The organism is Sphingomonas sp. 67-41, from assembly GCF_001899725.1.
Lineage (GTDB): Bacteria > Pseudomonadota > Alphaproteobacteria > Sphingomonadales > Sphingomonadaceae > Sphingomonas > Sphingomonas leidyi.
Map to the genome: position 1 here is coordinate 631,649 of NZ_MKWJ01000022.1, position 17,826 is coordinate 649,474.

Below are 17,826 nucleotides of genomic sequence, written 5' to 3' on the forward strand. Positions count from 1 at the left end.
GAAAGGGGGCGGCACGGGCGATGCAGCTCCATATCGTCGCGCGCGGGAAGATCGGCCGCAGCCCGGAGGCGGAGCTGGTCGATCGCTATCTCCGGCGCATCCAGTGGCCGACCCGGGTGACCGAGCTGCCCGATACGGGCGGCAAGGTTCCCGAGCTTTCGGGCAGCACCCGGATCGTCCTGCTCGACGAGACCGGCGAGAACCTGCCCTCGCGCGTGCTCGCCGAGCGGCTGGGCGCCTGGCGCGACGACGGGGTGCGCGAGGCGCGCTTCCTGATCGGCGCGGCGGACGGGTTCGAGGATGCCGATCGCGCCCAGGCCGATCTGCTGCTCAGCTTCGGCCGCGCCACCTGGCCGCACATGCTGGCGCGGGCGATGCTCGCCGAGCAGCTGTGGCGCGCCACTTCCATCCTTGCCAACCACCCCTATCATCGCGAAGGCTGAGCCCGTGCTCCGCCCGCTGATCCTCGGCGCCAGCCTGCTGGCGATTCTCGCCGCCGGCAGCTTCGCCGCGGCGCAGGCGCCGAGCCTCGGCGAGCAGCAGGGGCGCCTGCGCGAGGCCAACGCCCAGAGCCGGGCGGCGCAGGCGCGCAGCGCGCAGCTCGAGCGCCAGGCTGCCTCCGAGCGCGACCAGGCCGCCCGCGCCCGGGCGCAGGAAGCCGCCGCCGCCGAGCGGATCAAGGTGGCCGAGGCCGATATCGCCGCGGCGCGCGCGCGCATCGGCATCGTCGATCGCCAGCTCGCCGCGCAGCGCACGCGCGTCGCCGAGCGCCAGGGGCCGATCCTGCGCCTGATCGCCGCGCTCCAGTCGATGGCCCGCCGCCCGGCGGTGCTCGGCCTGGTCCAGCCCGGATCGACCAGCGACATGGTCCATGTCCGCGCCGTGCTCGGCACGGTGATGCCCGTGGTCGAGGCCCGCACCCGCGACGTGCGCGCGGAGCTCGGCCGCGTCCGGGCGCTGCGGGCCGATGCGCTCGCCGCGGTCGCGAGCTTCCGCGACGCGCGGCGCCGGATCGAGGACGAGCGGATCGCCCTGGTCCGGCTCGAGGCGGATCACCGCGCCCGCTCCGCCCAGCTCGCCTCGAGCGCCCTGGTCGAATCGGACCGCGCCATCGCGCTGGGCGAGCGCGCCCGCGAGATCGCCGACCAGATGGAGACGGCGGGCCAGGCCGCAGGAATCCAGGCCGATCTCGCAATGCTTCCCGGCCCGCTGCCGCGCCCCGGCAGCGCCGTCGCCGCGCCCTCGCGCAAGGCGGGCCCTCCCTATATCCTGCCGGTCGCCGGCGCGGTCGTCACCGGCATGGGCGAGCTGTCCTCCACCGGAGTGCGCGCCCGCGGAGTCACGCTTGCCTGCGCGGCCGGCAGCGACGCCGTCGCCCCCGCGCCCGGCCGCATCCTCTTCGCCGGCCCGTTCCGCGACTATGGCGGGGTGGTGATCATCGACCATGGCAATGGCTGGACCAGCTCGGTCACCGGGCTGGGCGGCACCAGCGTCCGCGTCGGCGAGCATGTGGCGCAGGGCGCGCGCATCGGCCGCGCTCCGGGCGGCGACGCGCCGCGCATCACCGTCGAGCTCCGCCGGCGCGGCGAGCCCATGGACCTTGCGCGCCTGCTCGGCTGATTGTGCCGTGCATTTGCCGCGATCCCGTCCTAGATTGATCCCCGAACGCGTTTCCGGAAAGTAATTATGCTTCGTTCGTTCCTTCAGGTCACCGCCGCGGTCGGCGCGCTGGCGCTCGTTCCCGTTGCTTCCGGCGCCATGGCCGGCGTGGACACTTCGAGCTTCAAGGAGCTCGATACCTTCATGGAAGTCTACAGCCAGGTGAAGGCGAACTATGTCGAGAAGGTCGACGACGCGACGCTGATGAAGGGCGCGATCCAGGGCATGCTCGCCGCGCTCGATCCGCACAGCAGCTATGCCGACGGGCTCGATTTCGACAATCTGAAGATCCAGACCGACGGCAATTACGGCGGCCTCGGCCTCACCGTCACCCAGGAGGACGGGGCGGTGAAGGTGGTGGCGCCGACCGAGGACACGCCGGCCGCGCGCGCCGGCATGAAATCGGGCGACTTCATCACGCATATCGACGGCAAGTTCATCGTCGGCGGCAGCCTGGACGAGGCGATCGAGAAGATGCGCGGCAAGCCGGGCACCAGCGTCACGCTCACCGTGATCCGTCCGGGCGCCGACAAGCCGCTCACCTTCACCATGAAGCGCGAGATCATCGTGCAGCGGCCGGTGAAGTGGGACGTCAAGGACGGCGTCGGCATCATCAACATCAACACCTTCACTGCCCAGACCGGGGCGGACACGATCAAGGCGATCCAGGAGATCGACAAGAAGCTGGGCCACAAGCCGCTCGGCTATGTCGTCGATCTGCGCGAGAATGGCGGCGGATTGCTCAGCCAGGCGATCGAAGTGTCCGACATATTCCTGTCGCATGGCGAGATCGTCTCGCAGCGCGGCCGGGAGAAGACCGATATCGAGCGCTGGTATGCCGATGTGAGCGAGCCGGGCATCGTCTCGGTTCCGGGCGACCTCGCCAAGGGCCTGCCGGTGGTCGTGCTGATTGATGCGGGCACCGCCTCCGCCTCGGAAATCGTCGCGGGCGCGCTGCAGGACCATCACCGCGCGCTCGTGATGGGCGTGCGCAGCTTCGGCAAGGGCTCGGTCCAGTCGATCCTGCCGATGGGTCCGCGCGCGGCGCTGCGCCTCACCACGGCGCGCTACTACACGCCTTCGGGGCGCTCGGTGCAGGAAGGCGGCATCAAGCCCGACCTGCTGGTGCCCCAGCTCACCGATCCCGACTACAAGACCCGGCCCTCGATCCGCGAGGCGGACCTGCGCGCCCACCTGATCAACAACGACAAGGTCGACGATTCGGTGCTCGAGGACGATCAGCGCGCCGATCCGCGCTTCGCCAAGACGGCGGACCAGCTGAAGAAGGAAGGGATCGACGACTTCCAGCTGCATTATGCGCTGCAGACCATTTCCCGCCTCGGGCCCAAGACCCAGGTTGCCGCGACACGGAGCAAATAAGCCATGCGCAACGACGGCCTCCGCATCGCGCGCTGGATCGCGCTCCTCCTTCCCCTCGCGCTGGTGGGCGGCGCGCATCTCTCCGAATTGTTCGGGCTGGTGCCGTGCGAGATGTGCTGGTGGCAGCGCTGGCCGCATTATGCCGCGGTGCTGATCGCGCTGGCTTCCTTCCTGGTGAAGGATCGCCGTGCCCAGCTCGGGCTGGTCCTGCTCGCCGGCACGGCCGTGGCGATCAGCGGCGGCATCGGCGTCTTCCATGCCGGCGTCGAGTATAAATGGTGGGAAGGCATCACGGCGTGCACCGCCCAGGTGCATGGCGACAATCCGATGGACATGCTGAACGACGCGCTGCGCCGGCCGCTGATCCGCTGCGACGTGCCGCAATGGACGTTGTTCGGGATCAGCCTGGCCGGCTTCAACGCGATCCTCTCGCTCGGCGGGGCGATCCTGATCTTTCTGCTCGCCGCCCGCAGGGGCACCCGGGCATGAGCTGGAAGCCCGGCGATCGGCGCGAGGGGATGTCCTCGATGGTTCGCGTCGACCAGGCGGGCGAATATGGGGCGACGCGCATCTATGCCGGCCAGCTCGCCGTGATGGGCGATCGCACGCCGATGGCGCGGATGATCGCCGGCATGGCCAGCCAGGAAGAACGCCACCGTGCCTTCTTCGATGCGATGATCGCACGCCGCGGAGTGCGCCCGACTGCGCTCCAGCCCTTCTGGAACATCGCCGGCTTCGCGCTGGGCGCGGCTACGGCGGCGATGGGCCCCGAGGCGGCGATGGCCTGCACCGCCGCGATCGAGACCGAGATCGACTTGCATTACCAGCAGCAGCTCGAAGAGATCGGCACCGGCGATCCCGAACTCGCCGAGGCCGTGGCGAAGTTCCGCGACGAGGAGCTCGAGCACCGGGATACCGCGCTCGCGCACGGCGCGGAGCACGCTCCGGCCTATCCGCTGCTGTCCGGATTGATCCGTGCCGGCTGCCGCGCTGCCATTGCGATATCGAAACGGATATAAAGGCCCCATTCAGCCGTTTTGGACCAGGCACGGCACACAGCAGGAGTAAGCCGATGTTGAACAGGATCATGATCGCAGGCGCCCTCGCCGCCATTCCGATGCTGCTGCCCGCTGCCGCGCATGCCCAGAACGCGCCGCAGAACGGCGTGCTGGTGATCTATGGCAAGGACAAGTGCCCGACCAACTCGAACGGCGAGGAGATCGTGGTCTGCAAGCGCCTCGACGAGCGCGAGCGCTATCGCATCCCCTCGAACCTGCGCGAGGAAGCCGGTCCGCCGCAGAAGACCGAGAGCTGGGCGGTGCGTTCGCAGGACGCGCTCACTTCGGGCAATTTCGGCACCGGCAGCTGCTCGACCACCGGCGCCGGCGGCGGCACCGGCTGCTTCGTCCGGCAGGCGACCATCGCCCGCGCCGATGCCCGGGCCCGCAAGAAGGCCGAAGAGAATCTGCCGCTGCCTTGAGGCAGGCCGCTAGGCCCGCTCGCGCGGGGGCGGCGAGTCCGGCGGGGGGCAAGCCCCGATCGGCCAGCGCCCCACCCATTCCGGCGGCTGGCGGAGCACGCAATCGGCGATGATCCACAGCATCACCATGGCGCGTGCGGCAGCGGCGCAGGCGATGTCGATCGTGCTCGCCGCCGGCCAGGCGCCATCCATCCCGGCGAAGAACCAGAATTCGGCGAAATAGGCGAAGATCCCGGTCACCGCGAACAGCGCGACTGGCCATAGGCGCGGCGCGGTCATCACCAGCATCGGCCATAGCCACAAGTCGAACTGGGGCGAATAGACCTTGTTGGTCAGCATGAACCAGGCGAGCAGCGGCGTGGACAGCAGCCATAGCCGCGCATGGTGGCGCCGCCAGCCCAGGCCGATAATGGCTGCGCCGCCGATCGCAAAGGCGAGCGCGGCGCAGAGATTCTTGCCCGCTATGTCGAGCTGCAGGATGCCGAGATTGCCCAGCACGTCCCAGGTCCCGGCCATCGTGCCGCCGCGCGCTTGCGAGAAACGGTAGAATTCGCTCCAGTTCGCCGGCGCGAGCAAGGCGATCGGCAGGTTCACCGCCAGCCAGGCGCCGATCGCGGCGAGCTTCACCCAGCCGGTGCGCACGACGCGGTGGAGCCAGCCGCGGCCCCGCTCGAAGAATGCCGAGAGGACGAACAGGGGCAGCATCACGATCGGGAACAGCTTGGCGGCCACGCCCAGCCCCGCCGCGGCGCCCGCGCCGATCAGCCGGTTCTCGCGCGCCAGCAGCATCGCCCACACCGCCAGCGTGACGGCAATCATGTCCCAGTTATGCCCGACATAGAGGATCAGCGGCGGCGCGGCCGCCCACCACCAGAGCCGCCGTCGGTCCATCCCGGCGCGGCGGAACATCCAGAGGATCAGGAAGGCGAGGGCGATGTTCCCTGCCGTCACCACGCCGAGGAACTTGGCGTCGTTGGCGTGGCGCCCGAAGATCAGATGCGTCGCGGCGCCCTCGATCCAGATCGCCGCCCCGGTCAGCACCGGATATTCGATCGGGGTCTGGAGATAGGGGATCTTGCCCTTGTCCACGCCGCGCGCCGTCCAGAAGGGCACCGCATCGCTGTAGCAGCCGGTGAGATACTGTTCCGAATCGGTCCAGCCACCCGGCATGCAATGCTGCTTGAAGCCGAAGCCGAGCAGGCAGGTGATCGCCAGCGCGACCAGCAGCGCGCGAAAATGCCGGTCGATCCTCAATCGCATCGCTGTCCCTTCAATCCTTCCCCGCCGGGTCGGGGAGGTGCCGATCTCCTCCCACAACCTGCTGGACACCGCAATATTTGGAACATAAAGCGAACATATGTCGCAGCTCGATCTCCGCGCGAAGCTCGCAATCCTGGCGGATGCCGCCAAATACGACGCCAGCTGCGCCTCTTCGGGCACGACCCGGCGCAATTCGGCGGGCGGCAAGGGGCTCGGCTCGACCGAGGGCATGGGCATCTGCCATGCCTATGCGCCGGACGGGCGCTGCATCTCGCTGCTCAAGATCCTGCTGACCAACAGCTGCATCTTCGACTGCCATTATTGCATCAACCGCAAGAGTTCGAACGTCCGCCGCGCGCGCTTCACGCCCGAGGAAGTCGTCGACCTCACGCTCGGCTTCTACCGGCGCAACTATATCGAGGGGCTGTTCCTATCCTCGGGCATCATCCGTTCGAGCGACTATACGATGGAGCAGATCGTCCGCGTCGCGCGGCTCCTGCGCGAGGTCCACGACTTTCGCGGCTATATCCATCTGAAGGCGATTCCCGATGCCGATCCCGAGCTGGTGCGCCAGGCCGGGCTGCATGCCGATCGCGTCTCGATCAATGTCGAGCTGCCGACCGTGGCGGGGCTGGCCCGGCTGGCGCCCGAGAAGTCGGCACCCCGCATCGAAGACGCGATGCGGGACGTCCGCGCCGCGATCGACGATGGCGCCGATGCGGGCAGGCGCTACAGGGCCGCGCCGAAATTCGCGCCTGCCGGCCAGTCGACCCAGATGATCGTCGGCGCCGATGCCGCCACCGATGGGGACATCATCGCGCGCGCCGCCGGGCTCTATGACCGGTTCCGGCTGCGCCGCGTCTATTATTCGGCGTTCAGCCCGATTCCCGATGCCAGCGCCATATTGCCGCTCCGTCCCCCGCCGCTGATGCGTGAGCACCGGCTCTACCAGTCCGACTGGCTGATGCGATTCTACGGCTATGCGCCGCGCGAAGTGGCCGAGGCGGCCGATCCCGTCACCGGCATGCTCCCGCTCGACATCGATCCCAAGCTCGCCTGGGCCTTGCGGTTCCGCGCGCATTTCCCCGTCGACGTCAACCGCGCGCCCCGCGGGGCGCTGCTCCGCGTGCCGGGGCTCGGCGTCAAGGCGATCGACGCGATCCTCGCCGCGCGCCGCTGGCGCCGGCTGCGCCTGGCCGATATCGCCCGGCTGACGGCGTCGATCGCCAGGGTCCGCCCCTTCCTGATCGCCGAGGACTGGCGCCCGGTCGCGCTGGCCGATCGGGCCGACCTGCATGCGCTGGTCGCGCCGAAGCGGGAACAGCTCGAACTGTTCGCGGCATGAGCGGGCTGCCGGCCTGGCGGTGCGCGCGAAGGGCCTAGTCGGCGATCGGCACGAACAACCCGCGCTTGCCCACGCCCAGCGCGACATTGGTGGTGAAGCGGCGTACGTTCGGATTGTCCGCCATCAGCCGGCTCATCAGCGCGTCATAGGCGCCGACATCGGGCGCGACGACGACCAGCACGAAATCGGCAGTGCCGGTAACGTAATAGACCTGCTGGATCTGCTCCTCCGCGCCGAGCCATTGGCGCAGCCGGGCGATCAGTTCGGGCCGTTCGCGCTCGATCTCGAGTGCCGCCAGGAAGAAATTGGGCTTTCCCGCCTTGAGCGGATCGATCACGGCGATCTCGCTCAGGATCACGCCCGTCTCGCGCAGCCGCTTGAGGCGCCGCTGCACCGCCGATGCCGAAAGCCCGACCTGCCCGGCCAGCGCATCGGCGGTCTGCGCCGCGTCGCGCTGGACCAGGGCGAGGAGCCTGCGGTCGAAGCGGTCGAGATCGGATCGGGCCATTCGCCGCACCCTAGCGCGCAAATGCGCCGAAATCTGCCGATTTGACTCCCTTCTTCGCGGAAAAGCCGCGCGGGCGCGCCCCTATCTCCCGGTGCGAAGGAGAGTTCCATGATCGACCATATCGAGATCCGCACCACCCGCCTGGCCGAGAGCCTGGCCTTCTATGCCGACGCCCTGGCGCCGCTCGGCTATACCCAGAAGGTCGATGGTCCGGCCAAGGGCTTCGGCAACGAGACCGTGCTCGACCTGTTCCTGGTCGAGGGCGAAGTGGCGTCGGATCTCCACTTCGCCTTCGCGGCTCCCGATCGCGCCACGGTCGACCGAATCTATGCCGCCGGCCGAGACGCCGGCCATGTCCTCGACCGCGCGCCCGCGCTCGCCCCGCATATCCATCCCAACTATTATGCCGGATATCTTCGCGACCCCGACGGGCGATTGATCGAGTTCGTCTGCCACGGCCCTAACTGACAGGCCTGTCAATTTCTCCCGATCGGCGTATCATCTTCAAAAATACGCAAGAGGGAGAGAGGGATGCTTCGATTCTGCGCGCTCGCCGCGGTGCTGCTCGCCGCCACTCCGGCCCTGGCCCGCGACATCGTCGTCGAGGCCGGGCCCAATGCCCAGGAGCGGCTCCAGTCCGCGCTGCTCGACGCCAGGCCGGGCGACACCGTCCGCATCGGCGCGGGCCGCTTCGAGCTGACCGACGGGCTCAGCCTCGACGTGAACGGCGTCACGGTGCGCGGCGCCGGCACCGAGCGGACGGTGCTCAGCTTCAAGGGCCAGCTGGGCGCGGGCGAGGGGCTGCTCGTCACGTCGGACGATGTGGTGCTGCGCGACTTCGCGGTGGAGGATTCGAAGGGCGACGGCATCAAGTCCAAGGGGGCCGACCGGATCGTCTACAAGAATGTCCGCGTCGAATGGACCGGCGGGCCCAAGGCGACCAACGGCGCCTATGGCGTCTATCCGGTCGAGAGCGAGGACGTGCTGATCGACGGCGTCACCGTGAAGGGCGCTTCGGACGCGGGCATCTATGTCGGCCAGTCCAACCGGATCGTCGTGCGCAATTCCACGGCGATGTACAATGTCGCCGGGATCGAGATCGAGAATAGCGGCCTTGCCGAAGTCACCGGCAATCTCGCCGCGCACAATACCGGCGGCATCCTGGTGTTCGACCTGCCGGCGCTGCCGAAGCGCGGGGCGGGCTATGTCCTGGTCAAGGGCAACAGGGTGGTCGACAACGATACGCCCAATTTCGCCCCCCCGGGGAATACCGTCGCCACCGTCCCCACCGGCACCGGCGTGCTGGTCATGGCCGAGAACGACGTCAGCGTCACCGGCAATGAACTCAGCGGCAACGGCACCGCCAACATCATGGTCGTCGCCTATCGCCAGCCCTTCGAGGACAAGGGCTATGATCCCTATCCCCGCAACATCCGCCTCGCCGGCAACAAGCATGGCCGCACGGGCTTTGCGCCGGCCATGCCCGGCGGCAAGGAGCTTGCGGCGGCCTTGGGCGGCACGCTTCCGCCGGTCTTCTGGGACGGCACCGGCGGCGACAAGGTGCGCCTTGTCGGCGATGACGGGCCGGTGCTGGCCCTCGGCCTCGCGCTCGGCGCCGGTATCGAGACTGCCAAGCCGCAGCTGATCAAGCTCGACAACGCGGCCCCGTCGCCCTGGCGGACGTTCAAGCTGCCGGCCGCGATGGAGGCGGCCGCCAAATGAAGGCGCTGCTCGGCGCGGTTGCCCTGTTCGCCGCCGCGCTGATCGGCCGGCCGGGCGGCGTGAACGATGCGGCGATCGCCGGCGAGGGCTATCCCGCGCGTCTTTCCGAATTCGGCTTCTTCACCGATCTCGCGGCGCGCATGCCTGCCCAGGGCCTGTTCCGCTACGACCTCGATACTCCGCTCTTCTCGGACTATGCGGCCAAGGAGCGCTATATCTACCTGCCCGCCGGCGCCCGGGCGAAATATGATCCCGACGGGCCGCTCGACCTCCCCGTCGGCGCGGCGCTGGTCAAGACCTTCGGCTATACGGTGGACGGCCGGTTCAAGCCGCTGGAGACCCGCGTGCTGCTCCACCGGGCCGGCGGCTGGGTGCCGATTCCCTATGTCTGGAACGCCGAGGGCAGCGATGCCGATATCCGGCGCGCCGGCACGCGCATCCCCGTCGCCTTCGTCGATCCCTCGGGCGAGCGGCACGCCATCTCCTATGCCGTGCCCAACCAGAACCAGTGCAAGGATTGCCACGGCCTTGCCGGCCGGGTCACGCCGATCGGCATCAAGGCGCGCTATCTCAACCATGGCGGGCAGCTCGAGAAGATGCTGGCCGCCGGCATGCTCGACCGGCTTCCGCCCGACGCGCCCCGCGTCGCCCGCTGGGACGACCAGGCCGCGCCGCTCGATGCGCGCGCCCGCGCCTGGCTCGAGATCAACTGCGCGCATTGCCACAATCCGCGGGGCGCCGCCTCCAATTCGGGCCTGTTCCTCGACCTCGCCCGCACCGATCCCGAGCAGCGCGGGCTGTTCAAGCGCCCCACTGCCGCCGGCCGCGGGGCAGGCACGCGCGACTTCGACATCGTTCCCGGTGTGCCCGACGCTTCGATCCTGCTCTACCGGATGGAATCGACCGATCCCGGCATCGCCATGCCCGAACTCGGCCGGGCTACCGTCCACAAGGAAGGCGTCGCGCTGGTCCGCCAGTGGATCGAATCGATGCCGAAATCCGCGCCGGGGCGTTAGAGCCCTCCAACCGGAGGGCAAAGTGCGCGTCGTTACCCTGGCAGGCGAAGACGATTTCGAAGGCTGGCGCGACGCCGCGCGCGGGCTTGCCCGGGCCGGCGTCCCCGCATCGGAAATCCTCTGGCAGATCGGCAAGGCCCCGACGGACCTGTTCGCCGGCGAAACCGCGCTGCCGCCGGCCGCGCCCGGCGCCCTCAAGGTCCCGCGCGCGTTCGTCGATCTCGCCCGGTCGGCGATCCTGCACCGCGACCGCGAGCGCTTCGCCCTGCTCTATGCGCTGCTCGCCGGCGATCCCCGCCGCATCGCCGACCCGGCCGATCCGCGCGTCCGCCGGATCGAGGCGATGGCGCGCGAAGTCCGCCGCGACATCCACAAGATGCGCGCCTTTGTCCGCTTCCGCGAAGTGGGGGACGCCCTGCCTTTCCCCGGCACCGGCGAGCCGAACACCCGCTATGTCGCCTGGTTCGAGCCGGCCCATCACATCGTCCGCGCCAATGCCCGCTTCTTCGTCGAGCGCTTCGCGAACATGCGCTGGTCTATCCTCACGCCCGCACTCTCGCTCCATTGGGACGGCGAGACGCTCCGCGAAGGCCCCGGCGCCGCCAGGGCGGACGCCCCCGGGGAAGATCCGGTCGAGGATATCTGGAAGACCTATTACGCCGCGATCTTCAATCCGGCCCGGCTCAAGACCGGTGCGATGCTCCGGGAAATGCCGCGCAGATACTGGAGAAACATGCCCGAAACCGCGTTGGTACGGGAGCTGGTCGCAACCGCGCGCCAGCGGGAGACGGCGATGGTGGCGACGGCAGGTGCCGGGCCGGGCGGCAATGCCGAGGCGGCATGGCAGGCGCTGCGCGACGAGGCGGCGCACTGCACCCGCTGCGACCTGCACCGGCATGCCACGCGGACCGTGTTCGGCGAAGGCCCGGCCGATGCCCGGATGATGCTCGTCGGGGAACAGCCCGGCGATCAGGAGGATCTGGCCGGCCGCCCGTTCGTCGGCCCTGCCGGGGCCGTGCTCGATCACGCCATGGCTGCGGCCGGGATCGATCGCGACACGGTGTATCTCACCAATGCGGTCAAGCACTTCAAGTTCGAGCGTCGCGGCAAGCGCCGTATCCATGCCAGGCCCGATGCCGGCGAGATCCAGGCCTGTCGCTGGTGGTACGAGCAGGAACGATCGCTGGTGAAGCCCGAGATGACCGTCGCGCTGGGTGCGACCGCCGCTCGCCAGCTGCTCGGCAAGGCAGGGACGATAGCGGCGATGCGCGGCCGGCCGATCGCGCTGCCCGAAGGCGGGCTAGGCTGGGTGACGATCCACCCCGGCTATCTCCTCCGCCTGCCCGACCGGGCAAAGGCGGAGGACGAATTCGCGGCGTTCGTGGAGGATCTGGCGGAGGCCGCGAAGCTGCTGGCCTGATCCGGGCCTCCCCCGCGAGCTGCTGGGGGAATTCTCGGAAGCCGCGCGTTGTCACGGCCTGAAGGAGAAAGCACATGCGCACCCTATGCATGGCCGGCGCGTTGGCGCTGGCCGCGATGGCCCTGGCCGGTTGCCACGGCGATGGCCGCCCGGGCTATGATGGCGACCATCATCACAGGGATCATCCGCATCGAGGCGACCACGATCGCGATCGTTCCTGATCGGATCCCAAGCCGCTGAACCCCCGGCGCCGCTGCGCATCATGCGGCGGGGCTTGCTCCCTGCATCGTCGTGCAGTATTGTTCGTTCGAACGAACAGAGTGTGCGATGACCAGCCAGACGCTGATCGAAACGGCGATCGACCAGTTCGGCCGCCACGGCTTCGAAGGTGCGAGCACGCGGGAGATCGCGCGCGCCTCGGGCACGGCGATGTCCTCGATCACCTATCATTTCGGCGGCAAGCAGGGGCTGTACCTGGCCGCCGCCGATCACATCGCCGCCTGCGTCCGCGAGATCCAGGGCCCCGCGCTCGAAGTCGCCCGCGAAACCGCGCGCGCCGGCACGCGCGAACAGGCGACCGAGGCACTGCTCGCCTTGCTCGACGGCTTCGCGCTGATGATGATCCGCCCCGAATCCGAAGCCTGGTCGCTGTTCATCACGCGCGAGCAACAGGCCCCTACCGAGGCATTCGACCGGATCTATACCGGCGTGATGCAGGAGGTCGTCGGGGTCTTCGTCGCGCTCCTTGCCCGTATCCGTACCGATCTTGGCGAGCGCGAGGTGCTGGCCATGGGGATCATGCTGTTCGGCCAGACGCTGGTGCTGCGCGTCTGCCGTGCAGCCGTCACCCGCATCCTCTCGGTCGAGACGATCGACGAGCGCACCCGGGCGCTCCTTCGCGCGCGGCTGCGCGCCAATGCCCTCTGCATCCTGTCGGAGAATGCCGCATGAACCGCCGCCGCATCGCGATCCTCGTCGTCATCGTCGTGCTGGTGATCGCCGCGATCGCCACCAGCGGCTTCGGCCTGTTCAAGGCGCGGGACGACGGCGCGCTCAGGCTGAACGGCAATGTCGACATTCGCGAAGTCGATCTCGGCTTCCGGGTGAGCGGCCGCATCGCCGCGATCGGAGTGGAGGAAGGTGCGCATGTGAAGCAGGGCCAGCTGCTCGCCACGCTCGATGCCGCCACGCTCGACAGCCGTATCGCCCAGGCGGACGCGCAGGTGTCGCAGGCCGAGGCGCAGCTCGCCAAGCTCCGCAACGGCAATCGCGCGCAGGACATCGCCCAGGCCCGCGCCCGTGTCGATGCCGCCGCCGCGGTCGCCCGGGATGCCGAGCGCGACTATGCCCGGCGCCAGCCGCTGGTCGAGCCCGGCGCGATCAGCCGGGACGTGTGGGAGCAGACGGTGGCGACGCGCGACAAGGCGCGCGCCGATCTCGCCCAGGCCCGCCAGGCGCTCTCGCTGATGAACGCCGGGAGCCGCAAGGAAGACGTCGCCGCGGCGGCCGCCGACGTCCGTTCCGCCCTTGCCGCGCGCCAGGGCGCTGCCACTGATCTCGGCGATGCCCGGCTGCTCGCCTCGACGGATGGCACGATCGTGACGCGTGCGCGCGAGCCGGGTGCGATCGTCCAGCCCGGCGAGACGGTGCTGACGCTGGCGATCCTGCGGCCGCTGCGCGTGCGCGCCTATGTCGCGGAGAGCGATCTCAGCCGGATCGGCCCGGGGATGAAGGTGACGGTCACCGCCGACGGCAACCCGAAAGACTATCACGGCACGATCGGTTACATCTCGCCGCGCGCCGAGTTCACGCCGAAGACGGTCGAGACCGAGAATCTGCGCACCGATCTCGTCTATCAGCTGCGCATCATCGTCGACGATCCGGACGATGCGCTGCGTCAGGGCCAGCCGGTCAGCGTTTCGGTCCCGGGCGCACGTCCGAAGCACAAGGATTGAGGGGGGTGGCGGTCCTTCCTCGAATCCTCCCCCGGAGGGGGAAGGGAACCGCCGGCGCAGCCGGTGGCGGAGGGGGCGTGCCGCAAGCGACATCGCCGAAGGATCGGGCGGGCGCCCGATGACCGAACCCCTCGCCCGCACCGCCGACCTGGTGAAATGCTTCGGCGACAATCGCGCGCTCGACGGCGTCGCGATGGCGATCGCGCCGGGGCGGATCACCGGGCTGGTCGGGCCGGACGGGGCGGGCAAGACCACGTTGATCCGCATCCTCGCCGGGCTGATGGCGCCAAGTTCGGGGACTGTGGAGATGCTCGGCGGCAAGCCCGGGGAAAGGCTAGACGATCTCGGCTACATGCCCCAGCGCTTCGGACTCTACGAAGACCTGTCGGTCATCGAGAACCTCAGGCTCTACGCCGAAGTGCGCGGCCTGCCGCGCGACGCGCAGCAGGCGAGCTTCGACCGGCTGCTGGCGTTCACCGATCTGGCCCGCTTCCAGGACCGGCTCGCGGGCAAGCTCTCGGGCGGCATGAAGCAGAAGCTGGGCCTTGCCTGCGCGCTGGTGAAGACGCCCAGGGTGCTGCTGCTCGACGAGCCCGGCGTCGGTGTCGATCCGATCAGCCGCCGCGAACTCTGGAGCATGGTGGGGGATCTGACCGGGCAGGGCATCGGCGTGCTCTGGTCGACCGCCTATCTCGACGAGGCGGAGAAGTGCGACACCGTCTATCTGCTCAACGAGGGGCAGTTGCTGTTCGACGGGCCGCCGGCGGAGCTGACCGGCCGGGTCAAGGACCGAGTGATCCGCGTCACGGGTTTCAAGGAGCGCCGCCGGGCCTTCCTCACCCAGGCGCTCGACCGCGACGATGTGATCGACGGCACGATCCAGGGCCGCTCGGTGCGCCTGCTGCTCCGCGACGGCAGGCCGGTGCCCGATGCCGGCGCCTTCGCGGCCGGCCCGGGCACCGAAGTCCACGTGGCCGCTCCGCGCTTCGAGGACGGGTTCATCGAGCGGCTGGGCGGCGGCCCCAAGGGCACCTCCGCACTGGCGGAACGCTATCGCACCATCCCCGAAACCGATGTCGATGCGATCGAGGCGAATGGCCTCACCAAGGTCTTCGGCGAGTTCACCGCAGCCAGGGACATGAACTTCCGCATCCCGAGAGGCCAGATATTCGGGCTTCTCGGTCCGAACGGAGCGGGCAAGTCGACGACCTTCAAGATGCTCTGCGGGCTGCTTTCGCCGACATCGGGGACCGGCGCGGTCGCGGGCAGGTCGCTGCGCCACAGCCGCGCCGATGCCCGTGCCCAGCTGGGCTATATGGCCCAGAAATTCTCCCTCTACGGCGATCTCTCGGTTCGCCAGAATCTCGACTTCTTCGCAGGGGCCTATGACCTGCCGCGCGACAAGGCGCGCCGCGCGATCGCGGCGATGATCGAGATCTTCGAGCTGCAGGACAAGCTCGACGTCAACGCCGGCACGCTGCCCCTGGGCTTCAAGCAGCGCCTCGCCTTGGCCTGCGCGGTGATGCACGAGCCGCCGGTGCTGTTCCTCGACGAACCGACTTCGGGCGTCGATCCGGTCACGCGCCGCGAATTCTGGATGCACATCAACGGGCTGGTCGAGAAGGGGGTGACCGTGCTGGTCACCACCCACTTCATGGACGAAGCCGAATATTGCGACCGCGCGACGCTGATCTACCGCGCCGAACAGATCGCCACCGGCACGCCCGACGAGCTGAAGGCCGAGGCCGCCCGCCGCACCGGGGTGGAGGATCCGACGATGGAGGACGCCTTCATCGCCCTGATCGAGGCGTTCGACCGCAAGCGGGAGGAGAAGGAAGCCGCATGAGTTTCCGCTTCGACCTCAGGCGCCTGGCGGCGCTGGTCCGCAAGGAAGGCGCGCAGATCCTGCGCGATCCCTCGACCTTCCTCATCGCCTTCGTGCTGCCGATGATCCTGCTCTTCCTGTTCGGCTATGCGGTCTCGCTCGACAGCACGCGCACCCGGGTGGGGCTGGTGATCCAGGACGGCAGCGCTCCTGCCCTGCGCCTTGCCCAGGCCTATCGCAGCTCGCGCTATTTCCAGGTGACCGAGGCGCGCAGCGTGGCCGAGGTGCGCGACAAGCTGATCGACGGCGAGCTGCGCGCGCTGATCGTCATCCCGCAGGATTTCGGCCAGGGCGTGAAGCGCGGCAAGGTGCCGCCGATCCAGATCGTCACCGACGGCTCCCAGCCCAATACCGCCAATTTCGCCGCGGCCTATGGCGAGGGCGTCCGCGCGACCTGGGCCGCCGCCGAGGGGCTGGAGCGCGATCCCGGCGCCCGCGAAGCGCCGGTCACCATCTCGGCGCGCTACTGGTACAACCCCGAGCTCAAGAGCAAGTTCTTCCTCGTCCCCGGATCGATCGCCAATGTGATGACGATGGTCGGCACCCTGCTCACCGCGCTCGTCGTCGCGCGCGAATGGGAGCGGGGGACGATGGAAGCGATGATGGCCACGCCGATCTCGATGGCGGAGTTCATCGCCAGCAAGGTCATCCCCTATTTCTTCCTGGCCCAGGCCTCGATGACGCTCTGCGCGGTGATCGGGATATGGATATTCGGCGTGCCGTTCCGGGGCTCGATCTTCGCGCTCTACGCCATCTCCTCGGCCTTTCTGATGCCGGCGCTGGGCCTGGGCCTGTTCATCTCGGCCGCGACCAAGAACCAGTTCGTGGCGAGCCAGGTGGCGTTGCTTTCCGCCTTCCTGCCCACCTTCCTGCTCTCGGGCTTCATCTTCGAGATCGGCTCGATGCCCTGGCCGATCCAGGCGCTGACCTATATCGTCCCCGCGCGCTACCTGATCCCCAGCCTCGAGACGGTGTTCCTCGCCGGCGACCAATGGGGGCTGATCCTCCCCAATATCGGCATCATGCTCGTCTTCGGCATGGTCTTCTTCACATTGTCCTTTCGCGTCACGCGCCGGAGCCTCGACTGATGCGGCGCTTGCTGGCCATGATCGTCAAGGAGATGTGGGCGGTGCTGCGCGATCCGCAGGCGCGGCTGGTGCTGTTCGTGCCGCCGCTGATGCAGCTCTTCATCTTCACCTATGCGACCACGCTCGACGTGAAGAATGTCGATATCGGCATCCTCGACCGCAGTTCGGGCGCGCATTCGGTCGAGCTGGTCCAGCGCATCGCCGGCAGCCCCAATTTCCGCCGGATCGAGCGGCTGGCGACCCCGGCCGCGCTCAAGTCGGCGATCGACAACCAGAAGGTGATCGCCGCCCTGGTGATCGACGAGGATTTCGACCGCAAGCTGGCGCGCGGCGAGAGCGCCACCATCGGCCTGGTGCTCGACGGCCGCCGCTCCAACGCGGCGCAGATCGTGGCCGGCTATGTCACCAACATCGCCGGCACCATGGGTGCCGAACTCGCGCCCGCGCAGGTCCGCGGCGCGGCGGGCGGCAGCGTGGTGACCAACTGGTACAATCCGGCACTCGACTATATCTGGTTCACGCTGCCTTCGCTGGTCGCGATCATCACGTCGGTGGCAGGCCTCGCCATCACTTCGCAATCGGTGGCGCGCGAGCGCGAGCTGGGGACGTTCGACCAGCTGATGGTCTCGCCGCTGCGCGTCCATGAGATATTGATCGGCAAGATGGTGCCGCCCTTCGTGATCGGCATGATCAACGGCAGCGTCTATCTGGTGGTGGCGCCGCTGGTCTTCGGCGTGCCCTTCACCGGATCGCTGCTGCTCTTCTGGCTGTCGCTCGGCATGTATCTGCTCGCGCTGATCGGCATGGGCATGCTCGTCTCCGCGGCTTCGCAGACGCAGCAGCAGGCCTTTCTCGGCGTGTTCCTCGTCACCACGCCGCTGATCCTGCTTTCGGGCTATGCCAGCCCGATCGACAACATGCCCGACTGGCTGCAGACCATCACCTATCTCGATCCCGCCCGCTATTTCCTCGTCATCGTCCAGGGGCTGTTCCTCAAGGCGATGCCGGCGGCGGCCGTGTTCCATCAGCTCTGGCCGCTCGCGCTGATCGCCTGCGTCACGCTCTCTGCCTCGGCCTGGCTCTTCCGCGCGCGCATGGAGTGATCCCG

Annotated in this window: 19 protein-coding genes; 17 read left to right on the forward strand and 2 right to left on the reverse strand. The window is 68.7% G+C overall.

The genetic code is table 11. The features are described from left to right. The first annotated feature begins 20 nt into the window (after positions 1-20). The 6 genes from BGP17_RS13985 (at position 21) to BGP17_RS14010 (ending at position 4,519) form a co-directional block, all read left to right on the forward strand. Positions 21-443, forward strand: coding sequence for a 23S rRNA (pseudouridine(1915)-N(3))-methyltransferase RlmH (locus BGP17_RS13985; RefSeq protein WP_167299956.1), 423 nt, complete (start codon positions 21-23; stop codon positions 441-443). A gap of 4 nt (positions 444-447) precedes the next feature. Beyond that, complete coding sequence (locus tag BGP17_RS13990) at positions 448-1,620, forward strand: murein hydrolase activator EnvC family protein (RefSeq protein ID WP_286712422.1); 1,173 nt, start codon at positions 448-450, stop codon at positions 1,618-1,620. 66 nt (positions 1,621-1,686) lie between these two features. Next, positions 1,687-3,039 carry a S41 family peptidase gene (locus BGP17_RS13995; protein ID WP_286712423.1) on the forward strand — a complete coding sequence of 451 codons (1,353 nt, stop codon included), beginning with the start codon at positions 1,687-1,689 and terminating at the stop codon, positions 3,037-3,039. Positions 3,040-3,042: 3 nt separating this feature from the next. After that, positions 3,043-3,528 (forward strand): disulfide bond formation protein B, encoded by a 486-nt coding sequence (locus BGP17_RS14000; protein WP_167299953.1) that lies wholly within the window; start codon positions 3,043-3,045, stop codon positions 3,526-3,528. Continuing rightward, positions 3,525-4,058, forward strand: coding sequence for a demethoxyubiquinone hydroxylase family protein (locus BGP17_RS14005; RefSeq protein ID WP_167299952.1), 534 nt, complete (start codon positions 3,525-3,527; stop codon positions 4,056-4,058). Before BGP17_RS14000 ends, BGP17_RS14005 begins: the two co-directional genes overlap by 4 nt. A gap of 53 nt (positions 4,059-4,111) precedes the next feature. Next, positions 4,112-4,519 (forward strand): hypothetical protein, encoded by a 408-nt coding sequence (locus tag BGP17_RS14010; RefSeq protein WP_286712424.1) that lies wholly within the window; start codon positions 4,112-4,114, stop codon positions 4,517-4,519. 9 nt (positions 4,520-4,528) lie between these two features. Here the strand turns inward: BGP17_RS14010 and BGP17_RS14015 are convergent, their stop codons facing one another. Continuing rightward, positions 4,529-5,779, reverse strand: a complete 1,251-nt coding sequence (locus BGP17_RS14015) for a glycosyltransferase family protein (RefSeq protein WP_286712425.1) — start codon at positions 5,777-5,779, stop codon at positions 4,529-4,531. A gap of 97 nt (positions 5,780-5,876) precedes the next feature. On the opposite strand from BGP17_RS14015, the gene BGP17_RS14020 reads away from it, so the two are divergent. Next, positions 5,877-7,124: a putative DNA modification/repair radical SAM protein gene (locus BGP17_RS14020; protein ID WP_286712426.1), complete on the forward strand. Its 1,248-nt coding sequence runs from the start codon at positions 5,877-5,879 to the stop codon at positions 7,122-7,124. A 34-nt stretch (positions 7,125-7,158) separates the two neighbouring features. Here the strand turns inward: BGP17_RS14020 and BGP17_RS14025 are convergent, their stop codons facing one another. Continuing rightward, a complete protein-coding gene (locus BGP17_RS14025; protein WP_286712427.1) occupies positions 7,159-7,632 on the reverse strand; it encodes an Lrp/AsnC family transcriptional regulator in 474 nt (157 codons plus the stop codon). A gap of 108 nt (positions 7,633-7,740) precedes the next feature. Here BGP17_RS14025 and BGP17_RS14030 point away from each other — a divergent pair, with 108 nt between their 5' ends. The 10 genes from BGP17_RS14030 (at position 7,741) to BGP17_RS14075 (ending at position 17,821) form a co-directional block, all read left to right on the forward strand. Beyond that, a complete protein-coding gene (locus tag BGP17_RS14030) occupies positions 7,741-8,100 on the forward strand; it encodes a VOC family protein (RefSeq protein WP_286712428.1) in 360 nt (119 codons plus the stop codon). Positions 8,101-8,163: 63 nt separating this feature from the next. Next, the gene (locus BGP17_RS14035) at positions 8,164-9,354 is read left to right on the forward strand and encodes a parallel beta-helix domain-containing protein (protein ID WP_167299948.1); all 1,191 of its coding nucleotides are present in this window, start codon (positions 8,164-8,166) and stop codon (positions 9,352-9,354) included. Then, the gene (locus tag BGP17_RS14040; RefSeq protein WP_286712429.1) at positions 9,351-10,370 is read left to right on the forward strand and encodes an SO2930 family diheme c-type cytochrome; all 1,020 of its coding nucleotides are present in this window, start codon (positions 9,351-9,353) and stop codon (positions 10,368-10,370) included. Before BGP17_RS14035 ends, BGP17_RS14040 begins: the two co-directional genes overlap by 4 nt. A gap of 22 nt (positions 10,371-10,392) precedes the next feature. Further along, positions 10,393-11,790 carry a UdgX family uracil-DNA binding protein gene (locus BGP17_RS14045; protein WP_286712430.1) on the forward strand — a complete coding sequence of 466 codons (1,398 nt, stop codon included), beginning with the start codon at positions 10,393-10,395 and terminating at the stop codon, positions 11,788-11,790. A 74-nt stretch (positions 11,791-11,864) separates the two neighbouring features. Next, positions 11,865-12,011, forward strand: a complete 147-nt coding sequence (locus BGP17_RS14050; RefSeq protein ID WP_208413574.1) for a hypothetical protein — start codon at positions 11,865-11,867, stop codon at positions 12,009-12,011. 106 nt (positions 12,012-12,117) lie between these two features. After that, on the forward strand, positions 12,118-12,741 hold the full coding sequence (locus BGP17_RS14055; protein ID WP_286712431.1) for a CerR family C-terminal domain-containing protein: 624 nt from the start codon (positions 12,118-12,120) through the stop codon (positions 12,739-12,741). After that, positions 12,738-13,745: an HlyD family secretion protein gene (locus BGP17_RS14060; RefSeq protein ID WP_286712432.1), complete on the forward strand. Its 1,008-nt coding sequence runs from the start codon at positions 12,738-12,740 to the stop codon at positions 13,743-13,745. Before BGP17_RS14055 ends, BGP17_RS14060 begins: the two co-directional genes overlap by 4 nt. A 118-nt stretch (positions 13,746-13,863) precedes the next feature. Continuing rightward, on the forward strand, positions 13,864-15,591 hold the full coding sequence (locus BGP17_RS14065) for an ATP-binding cassette domain-containing protein (protein ID WP_286712433.1): 1,728 nt from the start codon (positions 13,864-13,866) through the stop codon (positions 15,589-15,591). Beyond that, entirely contained in the window at positions 15,588-16,718 is a 1,131-nt protein-coding gene (locus BGP17_RS14070) for an ABC transporter permease (RefSeq protein ID WP_286712434.1), read from the forward strand. The genes BGP17_RS14065 and BGP17_RS14070 overlap by 4 nt, the downstream gene beginning before the upstream one ends. Next, the gene (locus tag BGP17_RS14075) at positions 16,718-17,821 is read left to right on the forward strand and encodes an ABC transporter permease (protein ID WP_286712435.1); all 1,104 of its coding nucleotides are present in this window, start codon (positions 16,718-16,720) and stop codon (positions 17,819-17,821) included. The genes BGP17_RS14070 and BGP17_RS14075 overlap by 1 nt, the downstream gene beginning before the upstream one ends. The last annotated feature ends 5 nt before the right edge of the window (positions 17,822-17,826 follow it).

Coding starts and splice junctions, on each gene's coding strand:
- BGP17_RS13985 (WP_167299956.1), top strand. CDS start 21: ATGCAGCTCCATATCGTCGCGCGCGGGAAGATCGGCCGCAGCCCGGAG.
- BGP17_RS13995 (WP_286712423.1), top strand. CDS start 1,687: ATGCTTCGTTCGTTCCTTCAGGTCACCGCCGCGGTCGGCGCGCTGGCG.
- BGP17_RS14000 (WP_167299953.1), top strand. CDS start 3,043: ATGCGCAACGACGGCCTCCGCATCGCGCGCTGGATCGCGCTCCTCCTT.
- BGP17_RS14005 (WP_167299952.1), top strand. CDS start 3,525: ATGAGCTGGAAGCCCGGCGATCGGCGCGAGGGGATGTCCTCGATGGTT.
- BGP17_RS14010 (WP_286712424.1), top strand. CDS start 4,112: ATGTTGAACAGGATCATGATCGCAGGCGCCCTCGCCGCCATTCCGATG.
- BGP17_RS14015 (WP_286712425.1), bottom strand. CDS start 5,779: ATGCGATTGAGGATCGACCGGCATTTTCGCGCGCTGCTGGTCGCGCTG.
- BGP17_RS14020 (WP_286712426.1), top strand. CDS start 5,877: ATGTCGCAGCTCGATCTCCGCGCGAAGCTCGCAATCCTGGCGGATGCC.
- BGP17_RS14025 (WP_286712427.1), bottom strand. CDS start 7,632: ATGGCCCGATCCGATCTCGACCGCTTCGACCGCAGGCTCCTCGCCCTG.
- BGP17_RS14030 (WP_286712428.1), top strand. CDS start 7,741: ATGATCGACCATATCGAGATCCGCACCACCCGCCTGGCCGAGAGCCTG.
- BGP17_RS14035 (WP_167299948.1), top strand. CDS start 8,164: ATGCTTCGATTCTGCGCGCTCGCCGCGGTGCTGCTCGCCGCCACTCCG.
- BGP17_RS14040 (WP_286712429.1), top strand. CDS start 9,351: ATGAAGGCGCTGCTCGGCGCGGTTGCCCTGTTCGCCGCCGCGCTGATC.
- BGP17_RS14050 (WP_208413574.1), top strand. CDS start 11,865: ATGCGCACCCTATGCATGGCCGGCGCGTTGGCGCTGGCCGCGATGGCC.
- BGP17_RS14055 (WP_286712431.1), top strand. CDS start 12,118: ATGACCAGCCAGACGCTGATCGAAACGGCGATCGACCAGTTCGGCCGC.
- BGP17_RS14060 (WP_286712432.1), top strand. CDS start 12,738: ATGAACCGCCGCCGCATCGCGATCCTCGTCGTCATCGTCGTGCTGGTG.
- BGP17_RS14065 (WP_286712433.1), top strand. CDS start 13,864: ATGACCGAACCCCTCGCCCGCACCGCCGACCTGGTGAAATGCTTCGGC.
- BGP17_RS14070 (WP_286712434.1), top strand. CDS start 15,588: ATGAGTTTCCGCTTCGACCTCAGGCGCCTGGCGGCGCTGGTCCGCAAG.
- BGP17_RS14075 (WP_286712435.1), top strand. CDS start 16,718: ATGCGGCGCTTGCTGGCCATGATCGTCAAGGAGATGTGGGCGGTGCTG.